At 65.1% G+C, this 12,182-nt stretch carries 11 protein-coding genes; 4 read left to right on the top strand and 7 right to left on the bottom strand.

The genetic code is table 11. From position 1 onward, the window contains the following. Positions 1 to 15: 15 nt before the first annotated feature. Complete coding sequence (locus tag VN706_23205; protein HXT18555.1) at positions 16 to 810, bottom strand: ubiquinone/menaquinone biosynthesis methyltransferase; 795 nt, start codon at positions 808 to 810, stop codon at positions 16 to 18. 89 nt (positions 811 to 899) lie between these two features. Here VN706_23205 and VN706_23200 point away from each other — a divergent pair, with 89 nt between their 5' ends. The 4 genes from VN706_23200 to VN706_23185 all read left to right on the top strand — a co-directional run bounded on the left by VN706_23200 (position 900) and on the right by VN706_23185 (position 4,286). Beyond that, on the top strand, positions 900 to 1,511 hold the full coding sequence (locus tag VN706_23200; GenBank protein HXT18554.1) for a sigma-70 family RNA polymerase sigma factor: 612 nt from the start codon (positions 900 to 902) through the stop codon (positions 1,509 to 1,511). Positions 1,512 to 1,649: 138 nt separating this feature from the next. Next, positions 1,650 to 2,240: a hypothetical protein gene (locus VN706_23195; protein HXT18553.1), complete on the top strand. Its 591-nt coding sequence runs from the start codon at positions 1,650 to 1,652 to the stop codon at positions 2,238 to 2,240. A gap of 2 nt (positions 2,241 to 2,242) precedes the next feature. Continuing rightward, positions 2,243 to 3,331, top strand: a complete 1,089-nt coding sequence (locus VN706_23190; GenBank protein ID HXT18552.1) for a polymer-forming cytoskeletal protein — start codon at positions 2,243 to 2,245, stop codon at positions 3,329 to 3,331. A gap of 70 nt (positions 3,332 to 3,401) precedes the next feature. Beyond that, the gene (locus tag VN706_23185) at positions 3,402 to 4,286 is read left to right on the top strand and encodes a YihY/virulence factor BrkB family protein (GenBank protein HXT18551.1); all 885 of its coding nucleotides are present in this window, start codon (positions 3,402 to 3,404) and stop codon (positions 4,284 to 4,286) included. A 168-nt stretch (positions 4,287 to 4,454) separates the two neighbouring features. Here VN706_23185 and VN706_23180 read toward each other — a convergent pair whose 3' ends face one another. From VN706_23180 to guaB, 6 genes are all read right to left on the bottom strand, one after another. Next, positions 4,455 to 5,243 carry an SAM-dependent chlorinase/fluorinase gene (locus tag VN706_23180; protein HXT18550.1) on the bottom strand — a complete coding sequence of 263 codons (789 nt, stop codon included), beginning with the start codon at positions 5,241 to 5,243 and terminating at the stop codon, positions 4,455 to 4,457. 58 nt (positions 5,244 to 5,301) lie between these two features. After that, entirely contained in the window at positions 5,302 to 6,705 is a 1,404-nt protein-coding gene (locus tag VN706_23175) for an MATE family efflux transporter (GenBank protein ID HXT18549.1), read from the bottom strand. 8 nt (positions 6,706 to 6,713) lie between these two features. Then, complete coding sequence (locus VN706_23170; GenBank protein HXT18548.1) at positions 6,714 to 7,823, bottom strand: Mrp/NBP35 family ATP-binding protein; 1,110 nt, start codon at positions 7,821 to 7,823, stop codon at positions 6,714 to 6,716. A gap of 11 nt (positions 7,824 to 7,834) precedes the next feature. Continuing rightward, positions 7,835 to 8,866 (bottom strand): bifunctional oligoribonuclease/PAP phosphatase NrnA, encoded by a 1,032-nt coding sequence (locus tag VN706_23165; protein ID HXT18547.1) that lies wholly within the window; start codon positions 8,864 to 8,866, stop codon positions 7,835 to 7,837. Positions 8,867 to 8,956: 90 nt separating this feature from the next. Further along, positions 8,957 to 10,480: an amino acid permease gene (locus tag VN706_23160; protein HXT18546.1), complete on the bottom strand. Its 1,524-nt coding sequence runs from the start codon at positions 10,478 to 10,480 to the stop codon at positions 8,957 to 8,959. A gap of 155 nt (positions 10,481 to 10,635) precedes the next feature. Then, positions 10,636 to 12,084, bottom strand: a complete 1,449-nt coding sequence (gene guaB, locus VN706_23155) for an IMP dehydrogenase (GenBank protein ID HXT18545.1) — start codon at positions 12,082 to 12,084, stop codon at positions 10,636 to 10,638. Between the last annotated feature and the right edge of the window lie 98 nt (positions 12,085 to 12,182).

The following is a 12,182-nucleotide window of genomic DNA, read 5'->3' as shown; positions in this document are numbered from 1 at the left end:
CAAAAAATTCGCTCATTACAGAGTGGTCTCGCGTCGCTTGACGCCAACATGGATGGCCGCAATTCCAAAGGTCAGCCGCGACCATGTGACGTCCACGAATCCCGCATCCCGCATCCGACCCGCCAACTCTTCCTCGATGGGGAAATTCGCCACCGACCGCGGCAGATACTTGTACGCGGTTCCGTGACCGCTGATCAATCCGCCGATGAACGGCAGCACGTGATGGAAATACGCGTGATAGCCGGCGCGCACGACCGCCGATCGCGGCGTCGTGAATTCAAGAATCACGAAGCGTGAACCAGGTGCCAGCACGCGATGCACCTCGCGCAATCCCCGATCGAGCTCGGCGACGTTCCGAATTCCGAAGGCGACGATCGCGCCGGCTGCCGTATTATCGGGCAGCGGCAGATCGAGCGCGTCGGCAACGACCGGCGACACCACTGCCGGCGACGTCTTGCCCGCGCCCGCGCGCAACATCGGTTCGGCGAAGTCCGCACCGACAATCCGCCCGGCGAATCCCGGCTGCCCGGCCAACGCCGCCGAAACATCCAGCGTGCCGGCGCACAGGTCGACGTACGTCCCGCGCGGCGCCCGCTCCCAGCCCAGCGCCGCGATCGCCCGCCGACGCCAGCGCTTGTCGATGTTGAAGCTGAGCAGGTGATTGAGAAGGTCGTACCGGGGGGCGATCTCGGTGAAGATGCGCCGCACGTAGACGCGCTTCGCCTCGCCCCCGGCCGACGCTGCCTGCGCCGCTTCGGCCGCTTCGGCCGCTTCCGCTCTGTCCAACGCTCGTACTTCGCTGACGGGCATCGCCGAAAGTTGCCCGTGGCGTGACGGCCAAGCAAGGCAACGCGGCTGGTTTGTCACACCAGCGCCAAGTAGCTTGTGATCAACCGGCGATGCCTCCAGCCCTCGACCTCCTCAATCTTCCGGATGCCGACGTCGTCGCGCTGGCGCAGCAAGGCCGCGACGCCGCGTTTCGTGAGCTGATCCGCCGATACGAGCGGCCGGTTTTTTCGCTCATCTACCGCATGGTGCGCGATCGCGAGCTCGCCGAAGATCTCGCGCAGGACACGTTCATCAAGGTCCTGAACCACATCGATCGCTACCGGCCGGAGTTCAAGCTCTCGAGCTGGCTCTTCAAGATCGCCAACAACGTGGCGATCGATCACCTGCGGCGGCGGACGCTCGACACCGTGAGCATCGACGGGTCGCCGCACGCGCAAACAGCCGACGCGATCGAGGCGACGTCCATCGACGTCGTCGGCGACCGCGAGTCCGCGCTCGACGAGCTCGAGGCGCGCGAGATGGGTGCCTCCATCGAGCGCGCCATCGCCAGCCTTCGGCCCGAGTATCGATCGTGCATCATGCTGCGGCACGTCGAGGGGCGGTCGTACGAGGAAATCGCCGCGACCCTCGACCTGCCCCTCGGCACGGTCAAGACGTACATCCACCGCGCCCGGCACGAGCTCCGCCGGGCGCTCGAACATTTGCGAGCCGATTCAGGCTAAGCCGGAATTCCGAGCGAAGGTGCGAAGCGCCGAAGTGAGGAACCACCTACTAGTGCGACAGATCACACCGTTAAGAAAATCTCCCGTTTGTACTGAAACGAATTTGCTACTTGCTCCGTAAGCCATTCCGGAGACTCCATGAATCACAGGCACCTGCTTCCAGACGAGATCGACCTCCTCCTCGATGACGAGGTGGGCTTCGGGGTAAACCCCCTGAAAGCCCATATTCGCGATTGTGCCGAATGCCGCGCGAAGGTCGATGAAGCCCGCTTCGTCGTGGATGCGCTCGAAGATCTCCCCCATTTCGCGCCGGCGCACGACTTCTCCAACCGGGTCATGCTCCAGGTCCCGGTGTTCGTGCCCTGGCACGTCACCGCCCGCGACACGGTCGCCCAATACATCCCACGGTCCCGCTCGGCACGAATCGCCGTCGGGGCCTTGGCCGCGTCGTTCATGTCGGTCGTCACGCTGGCGATTCTCTGGATCGCCACCCAGACGGACGCGCTCGTGGTGGCGTCCAGCGCCGCCGGCGATCAGGTCAAGGGCGTCGTGTTCGACGCAGGCCAGGCGATTCTGACCACCGTGTTCGGTGATCAAATGTTTACGGTCATCCAGCGCACGGGCACCATCGGCATTTTCGTCGCCGTTCTCGGCCTCGTGGCCGCGACCGGCGCGTCGATCGCCGGACTCAGCGCTCTCGCGACCGCATCCAGCCGCCGCCGGGCGTAACCATGCGCGCCCTGCTCGCCTTCGCCGCACTGGCGCTCGGTAGTCTTCGGGCTCCGGCGCAGGCTCCTGCTCCAGCGCAGGCCACTCCCCCTGCTGCCCCGGCCGACACGGCCGCGTTGTCGAACGAGATCGCCAGGCAGCGCGCCGCCGGCGACACGCATCTTCCCGACGCCGATCACTTCACGTTTGGCGATCGCGTCATCAAGGCAGGCACCAGCGTCGACGGACCAATCGCCGTTGCCCGCGGAAACCTCGACGTCTATGGCACGGTCAACGGCGACGTCGCCGTACTGGACGGCGACATCCACGTGCATCGCGGCGCCCGCGTCATCGGCGATGCGTGGGCGGCTGATGGCCGAGTGATCATCGACGGCGGCGTGATCGACGGTCAGAAGCGCGCGATCAACGCCACGCCCGCGCTGCCGGCGCCAGCGAGTCCACCGCTCGGCACCTTGGGTTCGGTGAAACTGACCATCGGCTGGTTCGCGGTGCTGATCATCATCGGACTCGGCGTGATGATCTTCGCCGAAGCGAACCTCGACGGCGTGGTGATCGCACTCGAACGTGGATTCGGACGCGCCTTCTGGATTGGCGTCCTGGGGCAGCTCCTCGCGCTTCCGGGATTGCTCGTGCTGGTCGTCGCTCTGGCGATCACGGTGATCGGCGGTCTGTTGATTCCGTTCGCGATCGTGGCATACGTGATCGCCGCCGCGGGGCTCGTGACGCTCGGATTTCTCGCCGTCGCTCGACTCACGGGCGGAGCGTTTGCGTCGGATCGCGGAACGACCTCACCACGCGGCGTGCATCTTCGCGCGTTGTTCATCGGTCTCGTCGCATACTGCGCCGTGTGGCTGATTGCCGCGGCGTTTGCGTGGAATCCGGTGGTGTCGGGGATTCTTCGCCCAATCGCGATCGCGGTCACGTGGGTCGCGGCGACCGTTGGTCTCGGCGCCACGATCACCTCGCGCGGCGGCACCGTCCGCCCCGGCGCGGGATCGGCGAAGTCGTCGACCGACGAGTTTGCCTGGCAGACGCCGACGCCGGTCACTGGTGTCGCGGCGTCGACGCGGCGGGTCGCCAGCAGCAGATAGTCAGTCCGCGGCACATAGCGAGACGGCAAGGGACCGCACGGCGGAATATCCCTTGCCCGTCCCGTTGCCTATGACGCTCTGGGGATATCGCCTTGGCCCGTTGCTGAAGAAAACGGCGCGCGAAGTCGGCGACGACAACGTCACGACGCTCGCCGCGTCAGCCGCATACAACTTTTTCTTCTCGCTCTTCCCGCTGCTGCTCTTCCTGGCGCCGCTTCTGAGCCTCGCCGGGAACAAGCAGCAGATGGTCGGCTGGCTGATGGGTGAGCTCGTCTCGGTGCTTCCGCCCGACCAGATCGACGCGGTGCGCAAGATTCTCGAGCGCGTGGTCTTCGCGTCGAATGCGCCCGGCTTGATGTCGGTCGGCTTGCTGCTGGCGGCGTGGTCGGGCTCGAACATCTTCGGCACGCTCATGGGCGCGTTGAACACGGCGTACGACGTGCGCGAAACACGTTCGTGGATTCGCCAGCAGCTCATACGGCTCGCGGCCTTCGTGGCTGGTGGTGTGATCGTCGCCATTTCGACCGTCGTCTTTCTCGACGGCGAATCCGTCGCGAACTGGATTGGCGGCGCCATGCGACTCGGCCCGGTATTTCTGTGGACGTGGAAGGTGCTCCAATTCCCGCTCGCGTTCGTCGGCGTCACGGGCCTGGCGTTCATGACGTACTACTTATTGCCGAACGTGCGCCAGCACACGGGACAGCTGCTCGTGGCGGCGATTACGACGACCGTGTTGTGGGTGGTGGCGACGCTGCTCTTTCGGTTGTACGTGAATCACTTCCCGCCGAACGCGGCGTACGGATTGATCGGCGGCGTGATCATTCTGTTGACGTGGATGTACTACACGATGTTCGTGGTGCTGCTGGGCGGCGAGCTCGCGTCCGAGCTCCACCACGGAACCGGGGCGATCGATCCGGACAAGGGAGCTGTGTATCTCGGGCGGATTGTCACGTAACAGCATACCACGGACGAACGTCGGACCACTGCCGACAGGCACGGAGACGGCGTGAACTGCGGTTAACTGCCGTTGAAAGGCTCTCTTAGGAATTCCCTCAGGATGCTTGCATTCGTGAAGCTTAATGATGGTTTTCTAAAGAAGTTTTTTTTCAACGGCAAACGCCGTTCATCCGCTGTCTCCGTGCCTGTCCGTGGACGTCGGATGGTTGTCCGTGGTCAAAATGACCTTCGTCCCTCGTACAATGCCAAGCGATTCGGCAGCGCTTCCATCCCGAACAGCGACTTCGATGAACCCGGTGGATCCAACGACCGCGACCGGTTGACCTGGCGCCACCTCAGCGTATGTGTGGCGAACGGGAATCGCACGTCCATTCACGGTCACCATCCCACCCTTCAACGTGATCAGATTCGTGATCCCGTTCCCAAACCGGTCCACCACGATCACCTGCCCTTCGATCGCGCCATCCGCGATTCGGCGCGGTTCGGGCGTGCGATGAATGATGGGATCATCGACCACCCGTCCAAACTCGTCGATGGACTCGCCGAGCGCGATCGCGGCCGCCGCGGGAGCGAAGACGTCCCGCCCGTGGAACGTGAAGGAGGCCGACGGCGGCACGGGCAGCTCGATCACGCGTGCTCCGTGAACGACGAGCGCCGGCGACAACACGCCGTTGTCCGGCCCTATTAGAAAATGCTCATCGCTGGCGATCGCCAGCCCGCGTCGCGCCGAACCGACGCCCGGATCGACGACGACGATGTGGATCGTCCCCGCCGGGAAACGCCGCCAGACGCGCGCCAGCGTGAGCCGCGCGCGCTCCACGTCCTGCGGCGGAACGTCGTGCGTGATGTCCACGATCTCGATGTCTGCACCGCTCGACAGGAGAATGCCCTTCATCTCGCCGACGTAGCCGTCGACGGTTCCAAAGTCGGTGAGCAGTGTGATGACGCGACTCATATTTAGTAATCTGCGGAATTCCGAGCGAAGGTGACCAGCGCCGCAGCGAGGAACAATCTCACAACGCTTTGCGCTTCCAGCGTCCAATGCGCCAGAGCGACGCCATCGCCACGCCGCGGCCGACGGCCGTCAGCGAGATCACCCACCAGATTCCCGCGCTGCCCCATCGCGTCGCGGCCCAACCCGCGAGCGGAATGCGCGACGCGGTCAGCGCCGTCGACGCGAACATCGGCGGCACCGTCTCGCCGGCGCCGCCGAGCGCGCCCTCCAACACGATCTCCGAACACACCGCCAGCTGGGAGATCGACGCAATCCGCAGATACTTGACCGCTTCGGCGATGGTCGCGGGATCGCTCGTGAACAACGACGCGAACTGCCGTGGAATCGTCAGCTCGAGCACGAACGTGACGACGCCGAGCAGCGTGCAGAACCCGGTCGCCATCCATCCGGCGCGCGCGGCGCGATCAGGCCGATGCGCGCCGAGATTCTGGCCGACGATCGCCGCCGTCGCCGCGCCGAACCCGACGCCGATCATGAACAGCCAACTCTCGACGCGGTGGCCAATGCCGAGCGCGGCGAGTGCCGGTGTGCCGAACCGCGTCGTCGTTCGCGTCAGAAATACATAGATCAAACTGAAGGTCATCCCGGTGATCGCCGTCGGCAGCCCGACGCGACATACCGGCCAGATGCGACTCCAGTGCAGCCGGCCGACGCGCAGCACGCCGCGCCGTGTCGCGATGGCGGTGCCCATGACGAACGCCGCGCCGCGCGTGCTCAGCGTGGCGATCGCGGCGCCGGAGATGCCCAGCCGCGGAAACGGTCCCCAGCCGAGAATGAGCGCGGGATCGAGCACCAACGTCACCGCGACGGACGCGAGCAGCAACACGAACGGCGTCTTGGTATCTCCGGCCGCGCGGAAGCTCGCGTCGACGGCGAAGAATCCGTAGATGAGCGGCGTACCGATGAGATACGTGTGCAGATATGCGCGCCCGAGCGCGGTGACGTTGGGGGGCGTGTTCATCATCGCGAACAAGGAATTGAGCGCGAAGCTCCCGGCGACGCTCACCGCGGCGCCGAGGATGACCGCGAACACCATGGTGTCGCCGGCGAGCCGAGCTGCTTCGTCGCCGCGTCGTTCGCCGTACCGCCTCGCCGCCACCGCCGTGAGGCCGACACCGATCATCTCGGCCAGCGAGACGATCATCCAGATCCAGAACAACGACGTCGACACCGCGGCCAATCCCGACGGCCCGAGTCGCGTGCCGACCCAGAATGCGTCGACCGACGCGAACAACGTCATCAGGAGCGATGATGCGACGGCCGGTAGGGCGACACGCAGAATGGTGCCGCGCAGCGAATCGGTGACGAGATGCGCCGCCTCGCGATCGTCGCTGACCGCGACGGGCGCCAAGCCTTCGTGCGGCTCGACCGGAAGCGCGAGGGCCTTCGTCGGATCGAGCACGTGGGCGACTACCGGCTGGCGGCCGCTCCGAAGTGCTCCACCACGCGCCGCGCGATCGACGTCAGCGCTTTGGCCGCCGACGAATCGCGGTCCGATTCCACGATCGGCGTACCTGTATCACCGCCATGCATCACGCGCGGATATAGTGGAATCTGCCCCAGCAGTGGCAGCTTCAACTCGGTGGCCAGTCGCTCGCCGCCGCCCGATCCGAAGATCGGTGTCGGCTTGCCGCAGTGCGGGCACTCGAACCAGCTCATGTTCTCGACGACGCCGATCACGGGCACGTTCACGCGCTCGAACATTTTCGCGCCGCGCAACGCGTCGCCGACCGAGACTTCCTGCGGCGTGGTGACGATGATCGCGCCGTTCACCATCGTCGCTTGCACGAGCGTGAGCTGCGCGTCGCCCGTGCCGGGCGGCAGGTCGACGATGAAGTAGTCGAGCTGGCCCCAGGCGACATCGCGCAGAAACTGCGTGATGATCTTCATGATGATCGGCCCGCGCCAGATCGCCGGCTGATCCTTGTCGATCAGGAAGCCCAGGCTGATGAGCTTCACCCCGTGCGCCTCGAGCGGAACGATCTTCTCGTTGATCACCATCGGCGGCTCGTTCACACCCATCATCAGCGGAACGTTCGGCCCGTAAATGTCCGCATCCATGAGGCCGACGCGCGCGCCCGACTGGGCGAGCGCCACCGCGAGATTGACCGACACCGTCGACTTGCCGACGCCGCCCTTGCCGCTCGACACGGCGATGACGCGCCCGAGGTTGGGATACGCGACCGGCGTCGGCGCGGGCACGCGCGCCTGCTGCGCCGGGCGGTCGTCCATCACCGGCAGCGCGCGGCTCGCCGCCTTCCGGTTCGGCGCGAAGGCCGCGGCGTCGCCGACGTCGACCGTCACGTCCGTCACGCCTTCAACGTTCTCTAACGCCTGGCGGACGGCGCGCGCGAGTACCGGGTCGTCGCCGGGCTCCAGCAGCAGCGTCAATCGCACCTTTCCCGACGTCGTCGTGGCGACGTCGCGCACCGCGTCGCTTTCCAGCACATTCCGCCCGGTGCGCGGGTGTCGAACGCGCGCCAGGGCGTCCTGGACGCGGCCCTGCAATGGAGTAGCCATCTCAAGCCATCTCAATTCGTCTGTGAAAGAAACTGCCGCGCGGCCTGGACCACGCGCGTCCGTACGTCGTCGAGCGAGCCGGCGATGAGCGCGCCCGACGCCTTGGCGTGTCCGCCGCCGCCGAACTGCCGGGCAAATGCATTGACGTCGATAGATCCCGTGCTGCGAAACGAGATTTTGACCTTGCCGTAGCCGAGATCGCGAAAGAACAGCGCCATGCGCGTTCCCGCAATGGACCGTGCGTGCTCCACGATCCCGTCCAGGTCTTCCTGCCGGACATTATACTTCTCTAATGCCCCGGCGTTCATCGACAGCCACGTGAGACCCACCGAGTCGTCCACACCGAGCGAATCGAGTACCTCGCCGAGCAGGCGCACGCGGCCCGCCGGCGCCGAGGCGTAGATCCGGACGTAACTCTCCTCGGGATCGACGCCGGTCGCCAGCAAGTCGGCGGCGATGGCGTGGCAGCGCGGCGACGTATTGCTGAAGCGGAAGCTGCCGGTATCCGTCAGAATTGCCGCGTACAGCGACTGCGCGATCGCCGGCGTGAAATCGAAGCCCAGCACGCAGCCGAAGTCGTACACGAGCTCGCCCGTGGCGCACGCGGTGACGTCGGTGAGGATGATGTTGCCCGCCGGATCATCGGACGCGATGTGATGGTCGATCACCAGCTTCGGCACGTCGAGCTTGCGAACGGAATCGGCAAGATGGCCCAGGCGCTTCACGTCGCTGATGTCGAGCACGATCAACATGTCGATGCCGCGCAGCGCGTCCGTTCCCTTCGCCGTCATGTCCTTCACATCGTCGCCGAGCAGGTAGTCGAACAGCGTCGGCCACGGCGTGGGGTTGACGATGCGAACGTCGAGCCCGCGCTGTGCGAGCATGCGCGCGAGCGCCGTCTCGGAGCCGCAGCCGTCGCCGTCGGCGTTCATGTGCGTCGACAACGCGACGCGCCGCCCGGGCACCAGCTCCCGATCGAGCTGATGAATGGCGGCGCGGCGTGCTTCGGGGATCGTGAGGTATTCGCGGGCGATATGCGTCATGATGGAATTGAAAACGGCGTCCGGGAGAACCCCCGGACGCCGTCTCAAACATAACGCCCTGCGAACCGGCGCAGTCGGTGATCGCCGGGATCAGTCGGCGGCCACCGGCGTTGCGCCCGTGTACTCCGTACCGATGTGCGAATGTGTACGCCCGTACGTGAAGTAAATCACCAGGCCGATCACGAGCCACACGATGAGCCGCGCCCAGTTCGTCCATCCAAGGCCGTAGATCATCGCGCCGCACACCACGACGCCCAGCGTGGAGACCACCGGCACAGCCGGCGTCTTGAACGCGCGAGGCAAATCCGGCCGTTTGACGCGCATGATCCACACGCCGATGCAGACGAGGATGAACGCGAACAACGTTCCGATCGACGTCATCTCGCCGACGATGTCGCCGGGAATGAAGCCCGCGAAAATCGACGTGAGCACGAAGAAGAGCATGTTCGATTTCCACGGCGTGCGGAACTTCGGATGCACGTCCGAAAACACCTTCGGCACCAGGCCGTCGTGGCTCATCGTGTAGAACACACGCGACTGGCCAAGGAGCATGACCAGGATGACGGACGAGAACCCGGCGAGAATGGCGACCGTGACGGACTTGGCCAGCCAGCCGTAGCCGATCATGTATTTGGCGATCGCGAACGTCACCGACGCTTCCTTGCCCTGCGTGCGGAAGTCGTTCACCGTCGCGACGCCGCTCAGCACGTACGAGAAGAGCACGTAGAGCACCGTGCAGATGACGAGCGAGCCGAGAATGCCGATGGGCATGTCGCGTTTGGGATTCTTCGCTTCCTGCGCCGCGGTCGACACCGCGTCGAATCCGATGAACGCGAAGAACACCACCCCGGCGGCGCCCAGAATGCCCATCATGCCGCCGTACTTGAGCGTGATCCCTTCAGGCGTCGTATACGTCGTCGGCGCCGGAATGAACGGGGTGTGGTTGGCCGGATTGATGAATCCCCAGCCGATCACGATGACCGTGATGACGATCGCGACCTTCGTGATGACGATGATGTTGTTCACCCACGCCGATTCCTGCGTGCCGCGCACGAGCAACAGCGACAAGACGAGCAGAATGCCGATCGCGGGAATGTTCACGATTCCGTGAACGCCGGCCGCTCCTCCGACCGCCGCCGCCGACTCGAAGGGCGAGTGATACCACTGATACGGTACGTGAAGTCCGAAGTATTCCAGAACTTTGTTGAAATACTCGCTCCATGCGATGGCGACGGTGGCCGCGCCGACCGCGTACTCGAGCACGAGATCCCAGCCGATGATCCACGCGACCAACTCGCCCATCGTGACGTACGAATACGTGTACGCCGACCCCGCGATTGGAATCATCGACGCGAACTCGGCGTAGCACAGGCCGGCGAAGGCGCAGCCGATGCCCGCGACGACGAACGAGATCGTAACCGACGATCCCGCGCGTTCGGCGATTGCGGCCGCGGTTCGCACGAACAGCCCGGCGCCGATGATCGCGCCGATACCCAGGGCGATCAGTGCGCCCGGGCCGAGCGTTCGCTTGAGGCCCCTGCCGCTCTCACCTTCGGCGGCACTGTCGGCGATGAGCCGATCGATGGATTTGGTCCGAAAAAGTCCCTCAGCCACGCCCTTCCTCCTTGGGTAGTCGATAAGCCGGCAGGCGATTTGTATGCAATTTTGCGCGCGCGATGTCTCGTGTCAATGCGAGACTCCCGTTCAACGAAAAGCTTACGCGGAAACCGAACCCGGCGTTAGAGAGCGTTTAGAGCGCTCGGGAAGCGTTAGAGACTGTAGTTCGGTGCTTCTCGCGTGATCTGGACGTCGTGCGGGTGTGACTCGCGAAGACCCGCCGCGGTGATGCGAACGAATTCGGTCTCGGTTCGCAGCGCGTCGATCGTCGCGCACCCAACGTAGCCCATGCCGCTGCGAAGTCCACCGACCATCTGGAACAACACGTCGGACACCGGACCACGGTACGGCACCCTGCCCTCGATGCCTTCCGGTACCAGCTTCTTGGGGGACAGCTCGCCTTCCTGGAAGTACCGGTCGGCACTTCCGTCCTGCATGGCGGAGAGACTGCCCATGCCGCGCACCATTTTGAATCGCCGGCCTTCGAGGAGGAAGGTCTCGCCAGGGCTTTCTTCCGTCCCGGCGAGCATGGAGCCCATCATCACGCTCATCGCGCCCGCGGCGAGCGCCTTGACCGCGTCACCGGAGTATTTGATACCGCCGTCGGCGATGACGGGCACATCGCCCGCGCCTTCGACGGCGTCGAATACCGCGGTGAGCTGCGGAACGCCGACGCCAGTGACGACACGCGTCGTGCAGATCGAGCCTGGTCCGACGCCCACCTTCACCGCATCGACGCCGCGCTCGACGAGCGCTTCGGCCGCCGCGCGCGTCGCGATGTTGCCGACGACGAGCTGAATGTCGGGGTACGCGTTGCGCACCTGGGCGGTGGCGTTGAGCACGCCGTCGCTGTGACCGTGCGCGGTGTCGATGATGATCGCGTCGACGCCGGCATCGATCAGTGCGCGCGCGCGATTCATGTAATCGCCGGCCGCGCCGATCGCCGCCGCGACACGCAGCCGACCGAAACGATCCTTGTTCGCGTCCGGATACTGCCGGCGCTTGTGGATGTCCTTGATGGTGATGAGGCCTTTCAGCACGCCGCTCGAGTCGACGACGGGCAGCTTCTCGATGCGATGCTTCGCGAGAATCTGCTCCGCCTCGTCGAGCGTGGTGCCTTCGCGCGCGGTCACGAGGTTGGAGCTCGTCATCGCCTCGCGAAGCGGCCGGTCGAGATTCCGCTCGAACTGGAGGTCGCGGTTGGTGATGATGCCGACCAGGCGCTCATCCTCATCCACGATCGGCACGCCCGAGATGCGAAAACGGTGCATGAGCGCAGTGGCTTCACGCACCGTATCGGTGGGTCTCAGCGTGATCGGCTTGAGGATCATGCCGCTTTCGGATCGCTTCACGCGATCGACTTCGGCCGCCTGCCGATCGATCGACATGTTCTTGTGGAGCACGCCGATGCCGCCGGCGCGGGCCATCGCGATCGCCATCTCGGATTCGGTGACGGTGTCCATCGCCGCCGAAATGAGAGGAATACGAAGCTCGATGCCACGGGAGAATTTCGAGACGACGGAGACGTCGCGCGGGTGCGGCAGCGAATGTCGGGGAACGAGCAGGACGTCATCGAACGTCAGGGCGAGATCTTCGCGCACTCGCGAGGCGCCGCCGGTTCGGTCCTGAAGACGCGAAGGCCCGCTCGCCTGGACGGAGGCTGCGGGCCGAGATGGATGGTGAGTTCTGGTCGCCATGG

Source organism: Gemmatimonadaceae bacterium, from assembly GCA_035606695.1.
In the GTDB taxonomy this organism is placed as follows: domain Bacteria; phylum Gemmatimonadota; class Gemmatimonadetes; order Gemmatimonadales; family Gemmatimonadaceae; genus JAQBQB01.
The sequence above is the reverse complement of the archived record's forward strand: the minus strand, read 5'-3'. Positions and strand labels throughout refer to the sequence as shown.